This is a genomic window from Mesorhizobium sp. W016 (assembly GCF_054719485.1).
This window is the reverse complement of sequence record NZ_JBTTIF010000002.1, coordinates 5735534-5757953: the sequence shown is the minus strand read 5'-3', so window position 1 is coordinate 5757953 and position 22420 is coordinate 5735534. Positions and strand designations below refer to the sequence as shown.

Genomic DNA, 22420 nt, shown 5'->3' with positions numbered 1-22420 from the left:
ATGAACACTTCCTTGTTCAGGAGCATGAAGGACTGGCCCTGGCTGGTGCTGCTGCCAGTCGTCTTCTTTGTCGCGGTCGGTGTGCTCGGTCCCTCGATCATGCCTTACGATCCCGGCGCGCAAGACTACGACGTCACGCTTGCGGGACCGAGCTGGGCTCACTGGCTGGGCACCGACTATCTCGGCCGCGATATTCTGAGCCGCATCATCGGCGGCGCCCGCATATCGCTGGTGGCGATGGTGATCGTGCTGGTGGCCGCACTTGCCATCGGCGTCAGCATCGGTTCGTTCGCCGGTTATGTCGGCGGGCGCGTCGAGCTGGTGTTGATCAGCCTCATCGACATCGCGCTGGCGCTGCCAAGCTTGGTGATCGCGCTGGCGCTGATCGGCATTCTCGGCACCGGCTACTGGTCGATGATCACGGCGCTGACGCTGGCGTGGTGGGCGAACTATGCCCGCATGAGCCGCGCCGTGGTCACCGCCGAATTGCAACAGCCCTATATCGAAGCGGCAAGGGTGATGGGCGCCAGCCATCTGTGGATCTTTGTGCGCCATATCCTGCCGCATGTCCTGGCCCTCGTCGTGGTCTATGCCAGCGCCGATGCTGGCGCCCTTGTCCTGGCCATCGCGACGCTGAGCTTCCTCGGCCTGGGCGTCGCGCCGCCGGCGCCGGAATGGGGCCAGATGCTGGTCGACGGCATGAGCTACATTGAGGAATACCCGAGGCTGGTCGTCCTTCCGGGCCTTGCGCTCACTTTGGTGGTGGTCAGCTTCAATCTGCTGGGCGAGACCTTCGCGTTGCAAAAGGTGCCGAGGCCGGTGCGCGGCGGTTTGCTGCGCAAGCGTCGCAAGGCGCGCGCCGTTGAGGAAGCGGAGCGGAACGCCGTCGAAACGGGAACAGCCGCGCCATGAGCGACGAGCCGATCTACTCCATAGAAAACATGGTCATTGATCTCTACGCCACGACCGTTTCCGTGCGCGCGGTCGATGGGGTGTCGTTCAACGTCCGTCCCGGCGAGACAGTCGCCGTCGTCGGCGAGAGCGGTTCGGGCAAGACCGTCATGACGCTTGGGCCGCTCGGCCTGCTGCCCGAGGGCGTCACCGTCGACATCAAGGGATCGGCCCGAGCCGAAGCGAGCGAACTGGTCGGAATGGAGTCCAGGCGCTTGTCTGACCTTCGCGGCCGCTATTTCGGCGTCATTTTCCAGGACCCGATGAGCGCGCTGAACCCGATGCTGAAGATCGGACCGCAACTGGCGCGCCAGGCGCGCCGCTTTGCCAATCTCTCGCATGCGGATGCCCGCAAGGAAGCGGTCTCGCTGCTCGCCCGCACCGGCATCCCTGACCCGGAAGACCGCTACGATCGCTATCCGCATGAAATGTCTGGCGGCATGCTGCAGCGCGCCATGATCGCACTGGCCCTGGCAAGCCGGCCGCGCGTGCTGATCGCCGACGAGCCGACCACTGCGCTGGACGCCACGGTGCAGGCGCAGATCCTGGAGCTCATCCGCCAGATCCAGCGCGAGGAAGGCATCGCGGTCGTGCTGATCACGCACGACATCGGCGTCGTCGCCTCGGTCGCGGACCGGGTCATGGTGCTCTATGCCGGGCAGGTGGCGGAGGAGGGGACCGCGATGGATGTGCTGACGCGGCCGACGCATCCCTATACACGCGGGCTGCTTGCCTCTGTACCGGATTTCCGCGCCGACGAACGCGCCGCGACCAAGGAAATACCAGGTTTGCCGCCGAACCAGATCAGGCTGGAGCCGGGCTGCCGTTTCGCTGCCCGCTGCGAACTGGTTGAGCCCGAATGCCGCGTGCATCGGCCGCCGCTCCAGACGATCTCGACGGGCGGGACGCCGCACAAGGTGGGATGCCCGGTGGTGCTGAGGCGGGAAGGGATAGCAATCCATGGCTGACATTGCGGCGATTGAGGTCAAGGGCCTGAAGGTCCATTTCGCCAACCGCTCCGGAACAGGCGCCGTGCGGGCGGTCGACGGCATCGACCTGACCATTCCGCGTGGTGCCTTCCATGGCATCGTTGGCGAATCCGGTTGTGGCAAGACCACGCTGGCTCGCAGCGTCGTCGGCCTGCAGAAGGAGACTGAGGGTACGGTGCTGATCTCGGGGCGGGATCGCGCCCAGTGGCTGAAGTCGGACCGCAAATCGTTCAGCCGCGAGGTCCAGTTCGTCTTCCAGGATCCGCTGGGCTCGATGAGCCGTCGCCAGACCGTCTACCAGACGCTGGAAGAGCCGCTGCAGATCCATCGCCTCGGATCTCCGGCCGAGCGCCGGCGCCGTATTGGCGAGCTGCTGGATCTGGTGGCGCTGCCAGCGACCGTGCTCGACCGCCTGCCGCGTTCGCTTTCCGGCGGCCAGCGCCAGCGCGTTTCGATCGCTCGCGCGCTTGCGCTGAAGCCATCGATCCTGGTTTGCGACGAACCGCTCAGCGCGCTTGACGTTTCGATCCGGGCGCAGATCGTCAACCTGTTCACATCATTGCAGAAACAGCTTGGCCTTACCATCGTCATCGTTGCGCATGACCTGGCGATCGTGCGCGAGGTCTGCTCAAACGTGACGGTGATGTATCTTGGCCGCATCGCGGAAGCCGGCGTGACGCGGCCGCTGTTTCGCGAGCCGGCCCATCCCTACAGCCAGGCACTGCTTTCGGCGGTTCCTTCGCCGGATGCTCGTATCGAGGCCGGCCGTCGCCGAATCATCCTCGCGGGCGACCCTCCAAGCCCCAGCGCGCCGCCACCGGGATGCCGCTTCAACACCCGCTGTCCTGTGGCGATCGATGTCTGCCGGACCGAGGAGCCGATGTTGCGCTCGGTGCCGCATGGCGGGGTCGCGGCCTGCCACCTGGCCGACGGCGAGCGGCGGCCGGTGATTTGAGTGCCGACTTGATCTGCCCTCGTTGCCCGCTACTTCAGGCCGCCGCCGGCTTCGTGACGGGTGGCCAGCTATGGGTCTCCGCCTTGCGTCGTGAGGCCCAGGCATAAAGCGCATCGTAAATGACGAAGCCGTGCTTCAGGATCTCGTGGTCGTCGGGCGTCACGTCCCGCAGCCCCATGGAGATCGCGAGCAGTCCTGCAGACTGTGGCGTGAGATCGTGCCGATCCGTGTCGGCGCCGCGCACGATCGCGGCAATGGTCACGATCGCCGGGTCGCGATCGAGGCCGAATTTCGAGACGAAGGTGTCGAAGCTGCAACCGTCGCCGACATGGGTGAATTCGACGCCGGGCACGTCGTAGGGTGTCGCGCCCGCTTCCTGGGCAACACGGATCACCTGATCAGGTGCCGCGAACAGGAAATCAGGTTCCTTGTCGATGAAGCGTGCAATCAGCCAGGGGCAGGCGATGCGGTCGATGACCGGGCGTTCACGGGTAACCCATTTCATGACGCAATCCTTTCTTCGCTCATCACCAGAGGGACGGTTGGCGCGCCGATGGCGTGCCAGGCGGCGATGCCGCCTGAGAGCGCCGTTGCATCGACGCCGCGGCGACGCAGTTCGGCGACTGCGTCGCCGCTGACCTGGAAGCCGTAGACGCAATAGACGATGACAGGCCTGTCCCTCGGCAGTTCATCGGCCCAATCGGCAATGGTCTCGGGAGCGCGGAGCTTGGCGCCCGGCAGCATATCGCTGCGTTTTGCCAGATCGTCGGCCAGGCAGACGTCGAGCACGACCAGATCTTCGCCCTGGTCGAGTCGGGCCCGCAGTTCCTCTGGCGCAACAGTTGGAACCTTATTGTCCGATGCAGGTCCTGTTGAAGGATCGCGCTGCGCGACAGCCCGCCGGTGGCGGGCGGCAACCCGCTCCCAATGGATGTTCTTCATGAACGCGTCGACATAGGCGCCAGCCTTGGCGCCAAAATCGAGGTGGTAGGCATGATCGTACATGTCGAGCGCGAGGATCGGCATGCCGCCGGCGAGACAATTGGTGTGATCCGCCGCCCATTGAATCGTCAGCCGATCGCGGCGCTCCGACCAGGTCAGCAGCGTCCATCCCGAGCCTCCGGCCTGCGCCTTAGCACAAGCCATGAACTTGGCGCGCCATGCCGCCACGCTGCCGAAGTCGCGCTCCAGTGCTGCGGCAAGATCGCCTCCGGCATCGCCGGAACCACCGAGCCCATCGAAATAGATCTCGTGCAGGATCGCCGAATTTGCCGCGACCAGCTCTTCGCGCTTCAACCCGTTGATGTCGAAGACGGGTGCTGCGCCCCAGTCGAGTTCATCGAGCCGCTGTTCGATAGCGTTGAGGCGGCGAACCGCACCGCCGTAATTGTTTTCATAATGGCTGGCCAGCAGGCGTTCGGACAGTCCGACGAGCCTGGGCGGCTTGAACGGCAGCGGCATGATCTGGTGCGGCATTGGATTTCCTCGCTCGGCGGCACGGCCATCCGTGAGCAGGCGCACGTTATGCCCAAACGAGAAATGATACAAGTGTTGCATCTTGCTCAGACGTTTGATACCGGTCACTTATGGGCGAGAGGGGATCGATCCCAGCTGCGCCGGGTATTCCACCAAGGACGAGGAGCGAACCATCTGCGGCTGAACCGCAGTCCTCAGGGGCGGCACGCCTTGGGTGGTTGCCACCACCGATGTCGCTTCCGAAAGGCCCGCGGTCACCTCGACGCGACCGTTGTCGGTGACACCAGCCTTGATGGCGAGGCGTGTGATGCGATTGTCCGTAACTGTGTACACGAAGGTGCCGTCGCCACTACTTCCGGGGCCTCCATTCCTGCCGGACGACGTTCGAGGGGCGCCAGATGAGCTTTCTTTCTTCGCCCGGAAGTGCGCTGGGGCGCTTCGACAACCGACGATGAGCTTCGCCCGCATTGAAGTATGGTGTCTCTGCGGATTTTGGCCATTTAGTATGGTTTGCGCATGAGTCATGATACAAGTGTTGCATCTAATTCAGTCCATGATACGGTTCACTTATGAGTGAGGGGCAATCGCAGGAGCAGCGCTGGCTGCTCCTGATTTATCAGCTGCCAAGCAAGCCCGCCTATTTCCGGGTGAAGATCTGGCGACGGTTGCAAGGCATCGGCGCGGTCGCAGTCAAAAGCACCGTTTACGCCCTGCCGGCGAATGCCGAGATGCAGGAGGATTTCGAATGGCTTCTGAAGGAGATCGTCGCCGGCGGCGGCGAGGCCATGATTTGCGAGGCGCGCCTTGTCGACGGTCTGTCGGACGCGCAGGTGCGGGCGATGTTCGACGCGGCCCGTGATGCCGACTATGCGGAGATCGCTGGGGAAGCGCGCGAGCTGGCTGCAGCGATTGGGGCCGACGCGACATCGGAAAAACACGCAGAAGCGCGTCCGCAACTTGGTCGCTTGCGCAAGCGGCTCACTGAAGTGGTGATGATCGACTTTTTTGGTGCCAGCGGTCGCCTCACGATCGAGGGACTGATCGCCGAACTTGAAACACAGCTTACAGAGGACAAGGCCATGACCAAGGAACCGAAGAAGGCCGCCGAGCCGAGCGAGCTCAAGGGCCGAATCTGGGTCACGCGCCGGGACGTGCATGTCGACCGCATCGCCTGCAGTTGGCTGATCCGCCGGTTCATCGATGCTGACGCGATCATCCGCTTCGTAGCGGGCAAGGGATACGTGCCAAAGGAGGGGGAATTGCGCTTCGACATGTTCGAAGGCGAAATCACCCATGAGGGCGATCGCTGCAGCTTCGAAGTTCTGCTTACCCGCGCCGGCATCAATGATCCGGCACTCCAGGCCATCGCCGAGATCGTCCATGACATCGACCTCAAGGACAACAAGTTCGGTCGCGAGGAGGCGACTGGGATTGCCAGTCTGATTGCAGGCATCGCCATGGCGAACGAGAGCGACGAACAGCGGATCGCGCAGGGCGCTCCTGTCTTCGACAACCTCTATCAGTATTTCCGCAAGAAACGCGGATGACCGCAGGGACTCAAACTATGGCCAATCTGGAGCAGTCCGTCACGACGCCGCCATCTCTGGCCGAAACCCACGACCATGACATTTCGTTTGCGGACGCCATGCGAGTATGGGCCCGCGTTGCAATGCTCAGCTTCGGCGGCCCGGCCGGCCAGATCGCCATGATGCATCGGATCGTCGTTGAGGAAAAGCGCTGGATCGGCGAGACGAGATTCCTGCATGCGCTCAACTACTGCACGCTGCTGCCCGGTCCGGAGGCGCAGCAATTGGCCATCTATATTGGCTGGCTCATGCACAAGACCAAAGGCGGCCTCGTCGCGGGAATCCTGTTCGTGCTGCCAGGCGCGGTCGCCATCATGGTCCTGAGCTGGATCTACGCCATCTTCGGCAACGTTGGCGCTATCCAGGCGCTCTTCTTCGGCCTGAAGGCGGCGGTTCTGGCCATCGTGCTCGAAGCGGTCCTGCGGATCGGCAGGAGGGCGCTCAGGAACAATGTGATGGTCGGCCTCGCTGCGGCAGCCTTCATCGCCCTGTTCTTCTTCCATGCACCGTTCCCGCTGGTCATCCTGGTTGCGGCCGTGATCGGCTACGTCGGGGGCAAGATGGGTTGGGCCGCATTCCAGCCAGGCAATGGACATGGCAAGCTTGGTGGCAAGCAGGTCGATGATGTCGACTCGGCGCTTGGCGAAGGGATGCCGGCGCATGCCCGGCCATCCATCGAATGGTCGCTGAAGATTGCGGCGGTGTTTCTGCTGCTATGGTTCGTTCCGGTCCTTTTCTTGTTGCTGTTTCTTGGGCAAGGCAATGTCTTCACCGACATCGCCATCTTCTTTTCCAAGATGGCGGTGGTGACGTTCGGCGGGGCCTATGCGGTGCTTGCCTATGTCGCCCAGCAAGGAGTCGAGCACTATGGCTGGCTGAAGCCTGGAGAAATGCTGGATGGCCTCGGCATGGCCGAAACAACGCCGGGTCCGCTGATCATGGTCACTCAATTCGTTGGTTTCATGGGAGCATTCCGGGAGCCGGGGGTTCTTAACGCGTTGGTCGCTGGAACGCTCGGCGGCCTTCTGACGACGTGGGTGACCTTCGTCCCGTGCTTCCTGTGGATATTTCTCGGCGCGCCGTACATAGAGACGATGCGCAGCAACAAGGCCCTGTCAGCCGCACTGTCGACCATCACGGCAGCGGTGGTTGGAGTGATCCTGAACCTCGCGGTGTGGTTCGCGCTTCATGTCCTGTTTCGCGATTTGCATGAGATCGGCTTGCTGGGCATGAGGCTCGACGTGCCAGTCCTCGGTTCCCTCAACATTCCGTCTCTCGTACTGACCCTCGGTGCGATGCTGGCGGTATTCCGCTTCAAGGTCGGCGTGATCCCGATGCTAGCGGCATGTTCGATCCTGGGCGTGCTTTTCGGCGTCGCGGCGGGCTCGGTCTAGGGCGATCTTTCTGCTCGGATGCGAGCATCGCAGTCTATTTCGTATCGGGGCTGCCTGATGGGCGAGCAAGTAGGAGGCGAGGTATAATGGGCACGAGGCGAGTGGCTTTGGTCTGGCGCGGTGACCGGGAGGCGCGTCGCACGGCGACACCGCAGAACAACCGGTTTCATCGCGTGTTCGAGGAACTCGCTGCGATCGGTGTTCACGCCGAACCGGCCGTTTATGACGAAGAGTTTGCCGAGGAGGTTCGGACCCAGCTCCTGGCGACGGACGGCGTGCTGGTCTGGGTCGATCCCTTGCACGAGGGAAAAACCCGTGCGGTGCTTGACCCGCTGCTGCGCGACGTGGCGGCACGCGGCCCCTGGGTGAGTGCACATCCAGACGTGATCCTGAAAATGGGCGTGAAGGAAGTTCTGCACCGTACGAAGCATCTCGGATGGGGAACCGATACTTACCTCTACGGCTCCGCCGAGGCTTTTCGCGAGGCGTTTCCGGAGCGGCTTCGAACGGCCGGTCCACGGGTGCTGAAGCAGAACCGCGGCAATGGCGGCCAGGGAGTATGGAAGGTCGAGCTGATCGGTTCGCTTCCTGGCGGAGAGCCGGCGGTTCGGGTGCTGCACGCGCGACGCGGCAGTACGCCGGAAGAACTCGCACTGCCGGATTTCATGGCGCGCTGCGAGGTGTATTTGACACCCGATGGCTGCATCGTGGATCAGCCATTCCAACCGCGTTTACCCGACGGGATGATCCGCTGTTACATGGGCGCCGACAAGGTGGTCGGCTTTGGCCACCAGTTCATCAAGGCCCTAATCCCGCCACCTCCTGAAGGGCCAGATTCCGAGGCTGCGCAACCAGGGCCGCGGATAATGCATCCCGCCACGGCCGAACCGTTTCAGTCGCTGCGGACCAATATGGAAACCGGGTGGACGCCGCAAATGATGGCTGTGCTAGGCGTCGATGCCAGGTCGCTGCCGATCATTTGGGATGCCGATTTTCTCTACGGACCACGGACTGTGTCAGGTGAAGACACGTATGTGCTTTGTGAGATCAACGTCAGCTCGGTCTTTGCCATCCCCGATCAAGCGCCGGCCGAAATAGCTCGACTCGTTGCCATGCGATTTTGAATCGACGAAGATTGGCGGTCCGAGTGAGGCTCTGGCCGAACGCGGTTCGGCGGTCAGTCCGATGGTCGCCGGACCCCTGCTTGCCGTTTCCGGTTTCGGCTGACCAATTCTCGTCGCCGGTGGCTTGAACACCATCTACGAAATCCTTTGCTCATGACGTTTCGCAAGATTCGGCCGCCCGAGGAACGTTAGCCTCAACCGGCGCGAGATCTGGATTTGGAAGGTCTTGCTAGGGTGACCGCCCCGGAAGAGCTGAACCCGCCATCCGCTGGAACAGGTCGTCGACCTGGGCCGGCGATAGGCTGGAGTCCTCGGCGATCCACCAGGCAAGCACCGAGAGAAAGGCTCCCGATATGAACTGGACGACGAATTCCAGCGGCACGCCCGCGTCGCCGATCCGCTTGCCAGACAGTTCGGTTCGCACTGCGCGCCGTATGCGTTCACGCAATTGATCGTGGATCGTGTCGCCGCTGCTCGCAAGTAGCGCTTTGTGAAGCGACCGGAACGCCCGCGCGTGCTCGAACATCGGCAGGCTGAATTCGAACAGGCGATTGCCTGTCTTTTCGTCTGCCGACACGCGCCTGCTCAGCGACAGCAGATGCGCCTCAAGGGCCGCGCTGCGCAATTCGTCCTTGCCGGCATAGTGCGTATAGAAGGTCGACCTGCCGACATCAGCTTTCTGGCAGATGTCTTCCACGGTGAGAGCCGCATAGCCGCACTCTGGGATCAGAGCAATCAGCGCGTCCTGCAGCATGGCGCGCGTGCGCGCGACACGACGGTCGATCGTACCCCTGTCGTCGGGCCGCTCGATTTTAATGGTCATTGCTCTTTCCACCGTGCGGTTTGGAACGTTCAGCGGTCCGTTGTCCAGCAACAGCGCTAATGGACAATCTGTCCAGTATGATACGCCGAGTCCAGAAGCTCAAGAATGCCTTGAGCACTCCGGAAACGGACGAGGAGGCAAAAGGAAATGCACCAATTTGGTCATCGGGCTGGAAACGGACAGCATTCGCGAAAGGGTGTTATTATGCTTGCCGTGCTCGTCAAACTGTCGCTGGTCAGCGGTTTTCTACTAATGCTTCATTTCGGGGACGGCTATCTCAATGCCGGTGCTTGGACGGCTGCAGTCCACGGCCTCATCCTCGCTGCGGTCGCGGCATTCGCACTCTGGGGCGGCTTCCATCACATGCGGACTGCCGGCGCGCATGGCGCCGGCGAAAGGGGCATCGGCATCGTCCTGCATAGGGCGGTCGGCTATGACCTGCTTGCGCGCGTCCTGACTTGGGGCCGCGAGGACCGGTTCCGTGAATTCATGCTGCGTCTGGCAAGGCTCCAGCCCGGCGAGGCGATGCTCGATGTCGCCTGCGGTACGGGCACGCTTGCCATAGCCGCGAGACGGTTGGTCGGAGCGGTCGGACGCGTCACGGGCGTCGACGCATCGGTCGAAATGGTCGAGAGGGCGCGCGTCAAGGCTACGCGAGCCGGCGTTGATCTTACCTTCGTCCAGGCGACGGCCCAGGAACTTCCCTTCGAGGATGGCCAATTCGACATCGTGATCGGTACGCTCATGCTGCATCACCTGCCGAAACCCGACCGATCGACCTTCTTCCGTGAAGCGGAGCGGGTTCTGAAGCCGGGAGGCCGACTGCTGCTGATCGACTTCGGAAGGCCGCTGCACGAATCCAGATTGCCGAGGCTCCATCGGCACGGGCATATCGACATGAATGCGGTCGGAACTCTACTGGTCGAGACAGGCTTCAGGGTCGACGATACCGGCGCCGTCGGGACCATGAACCTCGATTATGTGCGCGCGACCACGGACAAGATCCTGCCTGCCTGAGCGCGGCATGCCGCGGCGACCGGACCGGGCGCGCCGCCGCCAGGAACACGCGCGGGCCGGTAGTCGCGGGCCGCGCTGCATTGCGTGCGTAGCCGCCGCGGCGCTATCTTGCCGATTGGCTATCCCGGCCTGCTTCGATACGCGAGTCTACCGAATGCCCAAGACCTACTTGTCCTTGACGCTTGCGGCCGCATGGTTGGCATCACCGCTTGCGCATGCCGATGGCGTCGACCGGGCGCTGGATGCCTTCCACGCGACATGCCTGGCGCACGGCCCCGACTTCGAGCGAACCGCGACATTGGCAAAGACGCGCGGATGGACGCCGCTCGTCGACGGCGCGGCACTTGCTCCTGTGGATGCCATGAAGGCGTTCCGCGGATGGCAGGTCACCGGCGACGACCTTCCGGCCGGAACGATGGTCGCGGTGACCAGGGCTACCATGGACGGCAGGTCCGTCCAGACCTGCTCGCTCAAGCTTTTCGATGTCGACCGCGCCGAGTTTGAAAAACGGTTCTTCCACCGCACCGACGCCGAAAAAATCGGCGAGGAGAGGAAGGGCAGGCAGGTTTCCCGGCTGTTCATACTGATCGCGGGCAATCGCAAGCAGCTCGTGCATTTGACGTCGCCAGCCGTTCGGAGCACAGCGAACGCCATCATAGCAAGTTCGATCGTCGATGATTGAAAAGGCTTCGCGGGCCGCGTCCCAATTTAGCCTGCTTGCGCTGCCAGATCACTCGGTTGGCGCGCAATGACGAGAAAGCGAGCGCAAATGCGACTGACCAGCACGATTTTTGGCATGGCGCTCCTGCTCGCCTCCACCGTCGCGGTCGGCGCTCATCCTCATGTCTTCGCGGAAGCCCGTTTGGACCTAACGGTTGGCGCTGACAAGTCGGTCAAGTCGCTCAAGCATCTCTGGCGGTTCGACGAGCTCTTCTCCTCGACGGTGCTGATGGAGTTCGACAAGAATTCCGACCTTACTCTGGACGCCGAAGAACTCGACGCCGCCGCCCTCACCATCCATGCCTCACTGGAAGAATACAATTATTTCCAAATGGTCACTGTGGAAGGCAAGGACGTGGCGATGACGCCGCCGGCGAGGCTGGTCACTAGCTACGAGAACAATCAACTCGTCATCCAATTCGAGACGCAGCCGAAAGACACGTTGGCGCTCGCCGGCAAGGTGAGCATCGGCGTCTACGATCCGACCTTCTACACCGCGATCGATTTCACCGATGACGATAAGATCGCCGTGGCTGGCCTACCGAAAGATTGCACGAGGGCAGTCGTCCGCCCCGATCCGAATACCGCAATCGCACAGAATCAGACGAAATTGACGGATGCCTTCTTCAGCGATCCGACCGGAACCGATCTCGGCAAGATATTCGCGACACGCCTTGAATTGACGTGCGGTTGAAGCGGCGGAACGGATAGAACGTGTTTTTCCAAACCCTGGTCGAGTTTCAACGCACGATATACTTGGCGCTCGCCGAACAGATCAAATTGCTGTCAGCCGGGGGCGACTGGCTGGCGTTCACTGCCTTCCTGCCGATGGGTGTCCTGTTCGGAGCTGCGCATGCTTTGACACCCGGACACAGCAAAGCCGTGCTGGCTACCTATTTGGCCGGATCGGATGCCAGCATCCGTCGCGGCCTACTGGTGTCGCTGACACTCTCCTTCACCCATGTCACGATTGCCGTTGTGATTGCAGCCCTCTCGTTGCCATTGGTCTCGATTGCGCTGGGCAGCGTCGGCCGGGCGCCGCTTTTGGAGGATGTCAGTCGTGGCCTGCTCGGGTTAATTGGTCTGTGGATGCTTTGGCGGGCGCTCAGCCACGGTCATCACCATCAGCATGAAGGCGAGGTTGTGGGCGTCATGGCCGGCCTGATCCCATGTCCATTGACGCTCTTCGCGATGACCTTCGCGATCTCAAGAGGTGTTCCGGTCGCGGGCATACTCTTTGCAATCACCATGATGGCCGGCGTGGCACTGACGTTGTCTTGCGTGGCAGTTCTGTCGATCCTGTTTCGGGAACGGCTGGTGCATTTCTTCGACCGTCGGCCGCGCCTGTTCGATGTGATATCGCGAACTATCGAAGGTACCGCCGGCCTTATTCTTACTGGCGTGGCTGTCTGGCAAATCTCGTCGAAATGAGAAAGTTTGACCGACCGCCAAGGCCACAGCGATTCTCATAGGGATCACATTGCAATTAACGACGTCGTGCCATTAAGTGCCGGCACGCGTGGTTCGGGTTTGGGTTTAGAACATTGAGCGACCGTCAGAAGATCATTTGGATGATAGCGCTGGCGATCCTCGCCGGCATCGCGGTGATATTGCTAAATCACTGGATCAAAGGCGATCTCTACGCGGCGGGTCCATTGACTTCGACTACCCAGACGCCACATTTAGTTCGGCCGGCATGACCGGTTCTTTTTCTATCCGATTTCTGGCCCGCCGGTTCGCGCCGGCGGATTTTTTGCGGGGGTAGGATACTCAGCGCGGATTTGGCTATCTTGCCCCTGATTGTCAGAGGCGGAGCTGCGGTGATCGCTCCGCAATGATGGCCAACGGCGGTTTCACGACGGCATACGCGCTTGAGAGATGAGAGTGGCTGTTTCATAAAGAGGATATCATGCCTGCGGACGATGGTAGTCTACGCGACATTCTTGGAATTCTGTTGGTTCTCCTACTCGTAGGCGCCAACGGTTTCTTTGTCGCCGCCGAATTTGCGCTGGTCGCGGTTAGACGAAGCCGCGTCGACGAATTGGCTACAGCTGGACGCTCGAACGCCAGCCTCCTTCAACGGGCTTTGGTGAATCTCGATGCGAACCTTGCAGCAACTCAGCTCGGCATCACCATCTCATCGCTGGCGCTCGGTTGGGTCGGCGAGCCTGCACTCGCTCATCTGATCGAGCCACTCCTCTTGGGAGTGATGGGGTCGCTGGCCACGGCAGCTTCGCACACCATTGCCGTCGCAATCGCCTTCATCATCATAACCGCGCTACACATTGTCCTGGGTGAACTAGCGCCGAAAAGTCTGGCGCTCCAGCGCAGCGAGAGCACGGCACTTCGGGTCGTCCGCCCTCTCGGTCTGTTCCTGTTCCTGCTCAGGCCGGCGATTCTTGTTCTCAACGGTCTCGGCAATCTGGTGCTGCGTCTGTGCGGTCTGCGTCCGGGCACAGGCGAGGAGTCCTTGCATTCGCCCGAAGAGCTGAAGCTGCTCGTGGCGGCAAGCCAGGAGGCAGGGCTCCTTCATCAGACGCAACAGGAACTGGTCGAGCGTGTCTTCAACATCGGCGATCGGCGCATTGCCGACATCATGACACCGCGACGCGATATCGACTGGATCGATACCGACGACATCCCTGACGAGATTCTGCGCACCATCCGGCAATGTCGCCATGAGCAGCTTCTGGTCGGCCGTGGGGGGATAGACGAACCGCTTGGCATGATTCTGAAGAAGGACCTTCTCGACCAGGTGCTCGACGGCAAAACGCTTGACCCGATGGCGGTCATCCGAGAACCTTTGATCGTTCACGAGGCAACGCCGATTTTCCGTGTACTCGATCAGTTCAAGCGGACGCCGGTGCGTCTGGCGATCGTCATCGACGAATATGGCGCTCTGGAGGGGATCGTCACCCAGACCGATCTGCTCGAAGCCATCGCAGGCGACCTTCCTGACCTGGACAATGAGGACCCTGATGTCATCGAGCGCGATGACGGGTCCTTGCTCATCGACGGAATGATGCTGGCGCACGATGCGTTCGCTCGCCTAGGATTCCGATCGGGGTCTGCCGAAGGGGATTTTCACACGATCGCTGGGTTCGCCTTGTCAAGCCTTGGGCACTTGCCGGAAGCCGGTGAGCACTTTGACTACGAGGGCTGGCGCTTCGAGATCCTCGATATGGATGGAAGGCGGATCGACAAGCTGCTCGCTCGCCGTGAGCCGCCTACATCCAAGCCGGCAACCAGTTGAGACTGACCGCGCGACAGGCCGGTAAGCCGGCCGGCCTTTTGCGCGCGAATATTCCCACTTTTCGAACCCACGCTCCCACAGTAGTCCCTATCCACAAACGCCCGTCAGTTCGCCCAGGACGCGTATCCGCTGGAGTCACAGTGACTGGTGAGCGTCTTCGCGTCGCGCTATGTGATCAATGGAACCGACAGTTGAGGGTCTAAATGGACGCCAAGAGCGCCGTCTGGCTGATTATTGGGGTCCTGGTGGTGCTAGTGGTGGCCTTTCTCACCGCAATGGCATTCGGGCTGCTATGAGTCAGCCAGGCTGATCGACACTCGCCACAGGCCGTTGTGACCGCCGGGGCGGTGGCACCCCCATTACCACAGCGACTGCGCGACGGAGGGACATGTCGGTTGCGTGTCGACGAACGACCACAGATGCGGCATGCGGCAATTTTTTGCGGCGAAGAATGATTTTTGAATCGTGTACAGAAGTCATGGCCAAGACCAATCCCAAATCCCCTGATTTTCCGCCGCCGCGCCGTTGACCCGCTTTGAGAAAGCCGAGTTCGCGAAGCTTTGCGATCCGAAAGGCCGTCGCAAATCAACTTGCGCCGACAGATGCCTCGCTGGTCTGTGATCTGGTAACGGCGAGGTCGCGCTCATCGCCATGCGAGCCCTGTTCAAGCGCGCTGTGGCCGATTGCAGCGACTCCGAATTTCTTTCGACGAAACGACATCTGCTGTCGATCACCAGCGGCATTGACCGGACAACGGCGGCCACGCAAAAGATGGCCGCGCAATTGGGCGTCTAAGTCCGTCGCTCGCCATTTCATCGGCCGATCTTGATGCGCGGGAGCAATATTGGATATTGAACATCGGCACTTAACCAGTAGGTAATTTGCAATCAGCCAGTTGTGCTAACTCCACGATAGTGCTCTTCTGTCCGAATTATCTTGGGAGGGCGATATGAAATCCACAATTCTTGCCGCCATGGCGGCTTTGACCATGTTGGCATTTTCGGTGGATACCTTCGCACACGGCGGCGGCACCGATGCCAATGGGTGCCATACCAACCACAAGACTGGCGAGTATCACTGCCACTGATATCAGGACCAAATTGCGTGATTTGGGTTCGTGCGAGTAGGCATATTCGCGGCGCCTGGATAGCAGCGTTGCTCACCATGGGGGGGCGCAGATGAGAATTCGAAGGCTGTTCCACTTGGGCACATTGATGCTTGCGGCGGCATCAGCCACGCCATGTCATGCGCAGGGGACTTTCGGAGGAAATGACTGCACCGAAGATTGTTCCGGGCATAAAGCTGGCTACGACTGGGCTGAGCAAAATCAGATTTCCAACGACAGCGACTGCAGCTCAAACAGCCAATCATTTAATGAGGGTTGCCAAACCTTCGTCGAAGACCCGTCTCGCGGTTCGGACGAAGACGATGAAGGCGAAGAGATAGACGACTGAGATACAGCGCTGATTCGGATAAGGATCCAGCCGGCGGCTTCCCGTCGTGTAGGCGCGGTCGCTTTTGGTGTGGCATCTTTCATCGGCTGCGCTCATGCCGAAGACGCGTGCGACCCAAACTACGCGGGAGCCTGCGTTCCAATCGCCAGCGACGTCGATTGCTCCTCCGGAAAGGGCAATGGTCCGCCTATGTACGCGGCCCGGTCACTGTTGTCGGCAGGGATATCTATGATCTGGACCGCGACGGCGATGGGATCGGCTGCGAAAACGGCTAGAGCCACGCTACGGCTTGGACGGCCCTGTCCCGTTCCACTGGATGAACGCCACTTCCTTCCCGGTGACTTCCCGCACGGCTTTCAACAGCACCTCATGCAGGACGCGCGTCTGCCGGTAGTCGTCGCTATGGGGCGATATAAACGGCTGATGATACTTAAGTGCAGTGCCTCCGCTGCCGTCGCAAAGCGCTCAATTTCAGCCTGTGATAATTGCTGCGAACCTTTCGACCTGGCCATGTCCTATCCTCGAAATCTCTCTGTGTGCCAGACGACCTTGCCGTCGATCTTCATCGGCTTGTGGATCATCAAGCGCTTCGGCAGATGCTCGGGATGCACCTCCAAACCAATGGTCGAACCGGGAATTTCCACCACTCTTATCGGGAAAGTCACGCAGCGCATCACCTCGGCGTCAGACGCCCGGCGTGAATCCGACCTTCCAGCAATGCCTCACCGCGCGTCGGCGTGACCGCAGCGGGAACATTCGGCCATGCGGTGGAGGATCAGGTGTGGCGCATCTATAGGAAATCGTCGGCATCTGTCGGCTTAGAAGTGCTGCCCTCAGCAATCAATTGGTCGCCTTCGGAGCCGCCCTGAACGCGATGACGATTCAGCCCAAAGATTAGGGAAATCGGACGTCCCTTCTTCACCGGTTAGGAGTAGGACCAACACCGCCCTGGCGCGTGAGGAAGGTCTGTGGCCGAAATTCAGAAGCGCAGGGCGCAAGCTACAATGGCCCTGACTGATCTTAGCCAATGTGGCGTTCCTTCCGGGTATTCTTTCCAGGCCACGCCCAAGGCGTCCTCGAATGGATTGGGTCTGACCGAAGACCGTCTTCGTTTCACTCCGTCTCGATCGTCTTCTCGCAACGTCGGCGCTGCGTTTTCTTCCCCTGTCCGCTGCGCGTCCATTCCTCACGGTCCAAGAAAGCCTCGCGTCGCCGTCTTCCACTTCGTTTCAGCCCCTTCGGGATGCAGACCGATCGTTTCCGGTCTCACGTCCACCATCGAGGCCGCGATGGGCGCGGCCCGAGAAAACACAAAGGAACATCACCATGGCTACGATCGGCACTTTCTCCCGCACCGCGAACGGCTTCTCCGGCTCGGTCAAGACCCTCAATCTCAACGTCAAGACGGTAACGTTCGCTCCGACGGATGGCGAAAATGAAAAGGGTCCCGACTTCCGCATCTTCGCTGGCGCCACCGAGTTCGGGGCGGCATGGAAGAAGACCTCGCGCGAGGGACGCGACTACCACTCGGTCAAGCTCGACGATCCCAGCTTCCCCGCTCCGATCTATGCGAGCCTGGTCGAGACCGACACCGAGGGTGAGTTCTCGCTCATCTGGTCACGCCGCGCCGCAGAGTGACCCGACAAAACACGAAGCCCCGCCGCAAGGCGGGGCTTTGCCATGTTCAGGTCCTATACAACTTGGCACGTCCGCTAGGTGCAGCGCGTTACGCTTTGGCCGGCGCCTTGCGGACCTTCTTCAGCGGCGACTTCATGGCCGCCGCAGTCGTCGCCGCTGCCGCCGCACGAGTAGCCCGTTTTGGTTTTTCCGCCGCGGCAGACGTGGGCGTCGCCGCCTTGCGCCCGAGCCCTATTGATTTCGCCAGAGCCGACCGGGTAGCCGCGTAGTTCGGCGCCACCATCGGATAGTCGGACGGCAGGTTCCATTTCTGCCGGTATTCGTCGGGGGTCAGGTTGAAGTGCTGAAGGTGCCGCTTGAGCGATTTGAATTTCCTTCCGTCTTCCAGACAGATGATGAAGTCAGGTGTCACCGATTTCTTGATCGAAACTGCCGGGTCCTGTTTTACCACAGGTTCTACCGCCGGCGTGCCGATGCCATTCAGGGCGGCATGGATGTCGCCGATGAGTTTCGGCAACTCGCCAACCGGTACTGGATTGTTCGATACATAGGCGGCGACAATGTCAGCCGTTATCGACACGGTATCCAGTTTGTTGCCTTGCTCGAGAGCAGTGGTCATATGATTTCCCTTTTTTGTATCGGATGAATTGAGCGACGTTTGATTTTTCTAGCCTGCCCACGGCGCAAATAGTACGTTTCTTCGTAAAATCCACCTCTTTTGCGCAACATGACAAGAGTAAGTTTCGCTTCTGTTGTCCCATCGGCTGGGATGCTTTTGCCTATCTCATCTAAAGCGAGGAGCTTCCTTCACTTTTCCGCCCGTTCCAGCTGTGCAGAGCAATGCCGCTGGCTCTCACCCTGGCTATAGAGTTTGTATCAATGCGCAGTGTGCATGATCGAATCTGGAGGGCGTGGGAGGTTTCGAGGGCACGATCTGGATTTTGAAGTTCGCTCATAGGGCAGCGCCCGCTTTGACGAGCGTCGCCAACGCGAGCCTTGCGCTCTATATGATCAGGATCAAGGCTCGCGAGAGAAGATTGTCGGCGGTCGCGAGGAGATCGCGAAAGCTTCCTGCGCAAGCGCTTGACTGCGGCGCTGGCACACCGGCGGAAGTTTGCTGTTCCGACTTCGGACTGGCCGCTGCTCGCCAACTGTGGCTATGTTCGCCAGTCCATCTGCTCTTCACGCCGTTCACCATCGAATGCCTGCTTTCCCTTCGCGGCCAAAAGCTCCCGGGCATGCTTACCGTCATGGCCCTGCAGCTTCGCGGCGATCCAGAGCATCGCGCCGTAGATGATTGCGCGATCGTCATTGGTGAGCTCGACAATGCCTGCCTTGAGGACGAGACCGCCAAGCTCGATCAGCTGTCGGGTGCGTTTGCGACGCTCCACCTGCCATGTTCTCATGTCATTGCGAGCCTGTGCCGCCTGCCGGCGATTGCGCGCTGCCCGATTGCGCTGGAGCGCCGCGAGGGTTGCGCTGAGATGCCGAAGCAGTTCGCCGGGACCTGCTCTCGAAAAACATCACCCCACGCTTAGCCCATGCCTCACGCTTTGCCGTGTCTTTCGTCTCAGTGATTGCGACCAGTGCGCCCGCCAGTTCGTCCGCGCTGAGCTGATCGGCGCCGGTGGCGATCACCAGCTCGCCAAGCTGCTGCACCTTTCTGGTTTTGAGCTCTCGCGCTTTTTCTTCCAGGGCTTGAAGTTCTGCGTCGAAGTCCCGCGGTTTGCGCATGGCTGTCTCCATCGGTTGTCGGTCGGAGGATGATAGGGGAGCGGCTGCCGGAAGGCTTCAGGGTCGCCGAGACAGCCCGGGACGGGCTGGTCCATCCCGAGATTTTTTCGAGGGAGGGCGCGCTTATACGTCGTGCCGACGTGGGCTTTGACGTGCAAATGATCTGGTCGCGATGGCGATCTATCATCTTCACGTCAAGGTCATTGGCCGCAAGGCAGGCTCAAGCGCTGTGGCGTCCGCCGCCTACCGCTCGGCCTCGCGGCTGCGTGACGAGCGGATAGAACGCAGCCACGACTTCTCCGCCAAGCGCGGTGTCGTTCATTCCGAGGTGATGCTGCCGGAGGATGCACCGGAGGCCTGGCGCGACCGCGAACGGCTTTGGAACGATGTCGAGGCGTTCGAGGTGAGGAAGGATGCGCAACTTGCCCGCGAGGTCGAGTTTGCGCTCCCGCGTGAACTCAGCCAGGCGCAAGGCATCGAGTTGGCGCGCGACTTCGTTCAGGCTGAGTTCGTAAGCCGGGGCATGGTCGCCGATCTCAATGTGCACTGGGACCGCGCAGAGGATGGAAGCCCCAAGCCGCATGCTCATGTCATGCTGACCATGCGGGCCGTGGACGAGAATGGTTTTGGCGCCAAGGTTCGAGACTGGAATGCTACCCAGCTGGTTGAGCGCTGGCGCGAGCGATGGGCGGAGCTGGCCAATGAACGCCTGGCCGAACTCGACATCGACGCGCACATCGATCATCGCAGTCTGGAAGCGCAGGGCATTTCACTGGAGCCGCAAACCCAGATTGGTGCGCCAGCACAGCGCATTGAGGGCAGTGGCCTTGCTGCTAGCGACATTGAAGCAGATCGCGCCGAACTGCATCGCGACATCGCGCGCAACAATGGTGCGCGCATCATTGCCGATCCATCCGTGGCGCTCGATGCCATCACGCACCAGCAATCGACTTTCACCCGAAAGGACATTGCGAAGTTCTCGCATCGGCACAGCGACGGAGTGGAGCAGTTCAACGCGGTCGTGGCAGCCATCAGCAACGCACCCGATCTGATTGAACTCGGCAAGGACGGACGTGGCGAAGATCGCTTCACCACTCGGCAGATGATCGACACCGAACAGCGCCTTCACCGCGCTGCGGAGCGTATCGATTTGGACGAGAGACACGCGGTGAGTAACGCACATCGCGAGGCGGCACTGGCGCGCGCAGCGCAACGCGGGCTTGTCCTTTCGAGCGAGCAGACCGATGCGCTGGCGCATATCACCGATAGAAACGGTCTTGGTGTCGTCGTCGGCTTTGCCGGAACGGGCAAGAGCGCCATGCTGGGCGTTGCGCGCCAGGCATGGGCAGCGGCGGGCTACGAGGTTCGAGGCGCCGCACTCTCCGGCATTGCCGCCGAGAATCTGGAAGGCGGATCAGGCATCTCATCACGCACCATCGCCAGTATGGAGCATAGCTGGGGACAGGGCCGCGATCTGCTCACAGCTCGCGATGTCCTGGTGATTGATGAGGCCGGCATGGTCGGCACGCGCCAGTTGGAGCGCGTGCTTTCCCATGCCGCCGACGTTGGCGCAAAAGTCGTACTCGTCGGCGATCCGCAGCAGTTGCAGGCGATCGAGGCCGGCGCCGCATTCCGTTCCATCCACGAGCGTCATGGCGGCGTCGAAATCGGTCAGGTTCGCCGGCAGCGTGAGGACTGGCAGCGCGATGCCACGCGCGATCTGGCAACCGGCAGGATCGGCGCCGCGATCGGCACCTACGATGCGCAAGGCATGGTGCATCAGGCTGCAACGCGCGACGAGGCGCGAGCTGAACTCGTCGAGCGCTGGGATCGCGACAGGCAGGCGCATCCAGAGGCAAGCCGGATCATCCTCACCCACACAAACAACGAGGTGAGCGCGCTCAACCAGGCAGCGCGCGAGCGCATGCGCGCTGCTGGCGATCTCGGCGACGAGGTTCAGGTGGATGTGGAACGCGGCCCAAGAAACTTCGCCAGCGGCGACCGGGTCATGTTCTTGCGCAACGAGCGCGGGCTTGGCGTCAAGAACGGCACGCTCGGCATTGTGGAAGAAGTCAGCAAACAAGGCATGACCGTGCGCACCGATGATGGCAGGTCGGTGCGGTTCGACCTGAAAGACTACGCGCACATCGACCACGGCAATGCCGCAACCATTCACAAGGCGCAGGGCATGACCGTCGACCGGACCCATGTGCTCGCCACGCCGGGCATGGATGCGCATGGCAGCTACGTCGCACTGTCGCGGCATCGAGACAGGATGGAGCTGCATTATGGGGCCGATGACTTCGCGACCCCCGAACGGCTGGTCCGCACGCTGTCACGCGACCGCGCCAAGGACATGGCGTCGGATTACGAGAAGGTCGACCCGGCGCAGAGCTATGCCGAGCGGCGCGGCATAACCTTCCGCGAGCGCGTGATAGAGATCGTGCGCCGCATCGTTCCGGAGAAGCTTCGCGACAGGATCGGCGGGCTGCTGGACGGGTTGCGCTCGCCTGGCGACGCCGGGCTTGACCAAGACCTTGGGCGCAGGCCGGGAAGGGAAGACGGTGGAGCGCGAGGCGACGATGCCGTCGCCGCGCCTGGAAGGGAAGCTTCCGCCAGAGGAGCGCAGCGCGACACGTCTGTGCCGGTGGACGCGGAAGCGGCGTTGCGCAGCGCTCGCACCCAGGCGCTTATTCGTCACGCGCGCGCTATCGACGCGATATCGCACAACGGAGATGCGGATGGGCTGGGCAGTCCCGAGCAGATGCGCGAGTTGAGGGATGCCCGTAGGGCCTTCGAGAAGGTGCGGCCCTTTGGCTGGCGCGATGCCGAAGCGGCTTATGTGAAAAATCCCGAACTTGTCCACGAGGCGGGGGCTGGCCGCGTCCGCCGCATCGTGCTTGCTCTCCAGCTTGAGACGGAAATCCGCACCGGGATGGACATCGATCCAGGCCGCCGCGCCGACCGTTTCGTCGAACGCTGGCAAAAGCTCGATCGGACGGGACGGGAGCAATATCAGGCCGGCGACATGTCCGGCTACAAGTCAACGCGCTCGGCCATGTCCGATATGGCCAAGAGCCTTGAACGCGATCCGCAGCTTGAATCCATGCTTGCCAATCATAAGAAGGCGCTTGGCATCGAGGTCGAATCCGGCCGGCGTCTGGGTGTGGAACTGGCATTCAGCCATGGCATCGGAAAGGGGCGGGGCCTTGGGCTCTGACACCCCTCCGATTTGCCACCGTTTTCACGCTACAGGCGGATGAAGCGAAAAATCGGATTGCCTCCGGCATGGGTTCGTCCTGTCTG

The 22420-nt window shown here is 61.4% G+C and carries 21 protein-coding genes and 1 pseudogene; 15 read left to right on the top strand and 7 right to left on the bottom strand.

Features of this window, described 5'->3' with window-relative positions:
* The 3 genes from ACYG9V_RS28250 to ACYG9V_RS28240 are packed head-to-tail and all read left to right on the top strand — an operon-like array spanning position 1 to position 2895.
* A complete protein-coding gene (locus ACYG9V_RS28250; RefSeq protein WP_023669882.1) occupies positions 1-912 on the top strand; it encodes an ABC transporter permease in 912 nt (303 codons plus the stop codon).
* Positions 909-1919 (top strand): ABC transporter ATP-binding protein, encoded by a 1011-nt coding sequence (locus tag ACYG9V_RS28245; RefSeq protein WP_023669883.1) that lies wholly within the window; start codon positions 909-911, stop codon positions 1917-1919. The genes ACYG9V_RS28250 and ACYG9V_RS28245 overlap by 4 nt, the downstream gene beginning before the upstream one ends.
* Entirely contained in the window at positions 1912-2895 is a 984-nt protein-coding gene (locus ACYG9V_RS28240) for an oligopeptide/dipeptide ABC transporter ATP-binding protein (RefSeq protein ID WP_023804778.1), read from the top strand. Before ACYG9V_RS28245 ends, ACYG9V_RS28240 begins: the two co-directional genes overlap by 8 nt.
* A 34-nt stretch (positions 2896-2929) precedes the next feature.
* Here ACYG9V_RS28240 and ACYG9V_RS28235 read toward each other — a convergent pair whose 3' ends face one another.
* Together ACYG9V_RS28235 and ACYG9V_RS28230 are read right to left on the bottom strand one after the other, a co-directional pair.
* Positions 2930-3400 carry a chromate resistance protein ChrB domain-containing protein gene (locus tag ACYG9V_RS28235; protein WP_023669885.1) on the bottom strand — a complete coding sequence of 157 codons (471 nt, stop codon included), beginning with the start codon at positions 3398-3400 and terminating at the stop codon, positions 2930-2932.
* Positions 3397-4371: a Fe-Mn family superoxide dismutase gene (locus tag ACYG9V_RS28230; protein ID WP_023804779.1), complete on the bottom strand. Its 975-nt coding sequence runs from the start codon at positions 4369-4371 to the stop codon at positions 3397-3399. The genes ACYG9V_RS28235 and ACYG9V_RS28230 overlap by 4 nt, the downstream gene beginning before the upstream one ends.
* A gap of 569 nt (positions 4372-4940) precedes the next feature.
* On the opposite strand from ACYG9V_RS28230, the gene ACYG9V_RS28225 reads away from it, so the two are divergent.
* The 3 genes from ACYG9V_RS28225 to ACYG9V_RS28215 all read left to right on the top strand — a co-directional run bounded on the left by ACYG9V_RS28225 (position 4941) and on the right by ACYG9V_RS28215 (position 8475).
* Positions 4941-5918 carry a chromate resistance protein ChrB domain-containing protein gene (locus ACYG9V_RS28225; RefSeq protein WP_023669887.1) on the top strand — a complete coding sequence of 326 codons (978 nt, stop codon included), beginning with the start codon at positions 4941-4943 and terminating at the stop codon, positions 5916-5918.
* A 17-nt stretch (positions 5919-5935) separates the two neighbouring features.
* Positions 5936-7351, top strand: a complete 1416-nt coding sequence (gene chrA, locus ACYG9V_RS28220) for a chromate efflux transporter (RefSeq protein ID WP_031197581.1) — start codon at positions 5936-5938, stop codon at positions 7349-7351.
* An 86-nt stretch (positions 7352-7437) separates the two neighbouring features.
* Complete coding sequence (locus ACYG9V_RS28215) at positions 7438-8475, top strand: Cj0069 family protein (RefSeq protein ID WP_031201381.1); 1038 nt, start codon at positions 7438-7440, stop codon at positions 8473-8475.
* A gap of 229 nt (positions 8476-8704) precedes the next feature.
* Here the strand turns inward: ACYG9V_RS28215 and ACYG9V_RS28210 are convergent, their stop codons facing one another.
* Positions 8705-9349 (bottom strand): TetR/AcrR family transcriptional regulator, encoded by a 645-nt coding sequence (locus tag ACYG9V_RS28210; RefSeq protein WP_023669890.1) that lies wholly within the window; start codon positions 9347-9349, stop codon positions 8705-8707.
* Positions 9350-9502: 153 nt separating this feature from the next.
* Between ACYG9V_RS28210 and ACYG9V_RS28205 the strand changes: the two genes are divergently transcribed.
* The 7 genes from ACYG9V_RS28205 to ACYG9V_RS28175 all read left to right on the top strand — a co-directional run bounded on the left by ACYG9V_RS28205 (position 9503) and on the right by ACYG9V_RS28175 (position 15742).
* Positions 9503-10315 (top strand): class I SAM-dependent methyltransferase, encoded by an 813-nt coding sequence (locus ACYG9V_RS28205; RefSeq protein WP_050588535.1) that lies wholly within the window; start codon positions 9503-9505, stop codon positions 10313-10315.
* Between the two features lie 7 nt (positions 10316-10322).
* Positions 10323-10997: a hypothetical protein gene (locus tag ACYG9V_RS28200; RefSeq protein WP_156940642.1), complete on the top strand. Its 675-nt coding sequence runs from the start codon at positions 10323-10325 to the stop codon at positions 10995-10997.
* Between the two features lie 87 nt (positions 10998-11084).
* A complete protein-coding gene (locus ACYG9V_RS28195) occupies positions 11085-11729 on the top strand; it encodes a DUF1007 family protein (protein WP_460221597.1) in 645 nt (214 codons plus the stop codon).
* A gap of 20 nt (positions 11730-11749) precedes the next feature.
* A complete protein-coding gene (locus ACYG9V_RS28190; RefSeq protein ID WP_023669894.1) occupies positions 11750-12466 on the top strand; it encodes a HoxN/HupN/NixA family nickel/cobalt transporter in 717 nt (238 codons plus the stop codon).
* Between the two features lie 478 nt (positions 12467-12944).
* The gene (locus tag ACYG9V_RS28185; RefSeq protein ID WP_023669895.1) at positions 12945-14288 is read left to right on the top strand and encodes a hemolysin family protein; all 1344 of its coding nucleotides are present in this window, start codon (positions 12945-12947) and stop codon (positions 14286-14288) included.
* 949 nt (positions 14289-15237) lie between these two features.
* Complete coding sequence (locus ACYG9V_RS28180; RefSeq protein WP_023669898.1) at positions 15238-15375, top strand: YHYH domain-containing protein; 138 nt, start codon at positions 15238-15240, stop codon at positions 15373-15375.
* A gap of 115 nt (positions 15376-15490) precedes the next feature.
* Entirely contained in the window at positions 15491-15742 is a 252-nt protein-coding gene (locus ACYG9V_RS28175) for a hypothetical protein (protein WP_245263712.1), read from the top strand.
* A 282-nt stretch (positions 15743-16024) separates the two neighbouring features.
* Here ACYG9V_RS28175 and ACYG9V_RS28170 read toward each other — a convergent pair.
* Positions 16025-16254 (bottom strand): annotated as a pseudogene (locus tag ACYG9V_RS28170) (hypothetical protein).
* An 814-nt stretch (positions 16255-17068) separates the two neighbouring features.
* On the opposite strand from ACYG9V_RS28170, the gene ACYG9V_RS28165 reads away from it, so the two are divergent.
* Positions 17069-17380 carry a DUF736 domain-containing protein gene (locus ACYG9V_RS28165; RefSeq protein WP_023669902.1) on the top strand — a complete coding sequence of 104 codons (312 nt, stop codon included), beginning with the start codon at positions 17069-17071 and terminating at the stop codon, positions 17378-17380.
* Positions 17381-17468: 88 nt separating this feature from the next.
* Here ACYG9V_RS28165 and ACYG9V_RS28160 read toward each other — a convergent pair whose 3' ends face one another.
* The 3 genes from ACYG9V_RS28160 to ACYG9V_RS28150 form a co-directional block, all read right to left on the bottom strand.
* Positions 17469-17999 (bottom strand): Ros/MucR family transcriptional regulator, encoded by a 531-nt coding sequence (locus ACYG9V_RS28160; protein ID WP_023669903.1) that lies wholly within the window; start codon positions 17997-17999, stop codon positions 17469-17471.
* Positions 18000-18537: 538 nt separating this feature from the next.
* Positions 18538-18786 carry a conjugal transfer protein TraD gene (locus tag ACYG9V_RS28155; protein WP_023669904.1) on the bottom strand — a complete coding sequence of 83 codons (249 nt, stop codon included), beginning with the start codon at positions 18784-18786 and terminating at the stop codon, positions 18538-18540.
* A 1-nt stretch (position 18787) separates the two neighbouring features.
* Positions 18788-19114 (bottom strand): conjugal transfer protein TraD, encoded by a 327-nt coding sequence (locus ACYG9V_RS28150; RefSeq protein WP_023669905.1) that lies wholly within the window; start codon positions 19112-19114, stop codon positions 18788-18790.
* Positions 19115-19286: 172 nt separating this feature from the next.
* Between ACYG9V_RS28150 and traA the strand changes: the two genes are divergently transcribed.
* On the top strand, positions 19287-22334 hold the full coding sequence (gene traA, locus ACYG9V_RS28145; RefSeq protein WP_023669906.1) for a Ti-type conjugative transfer relaxase TraA: 3048 nt from the start codon (positions 19287-19289) through the stop codon (positions 22332-22334).
* Positions 22335-22420: the final 86 nt, after the last annotated feature.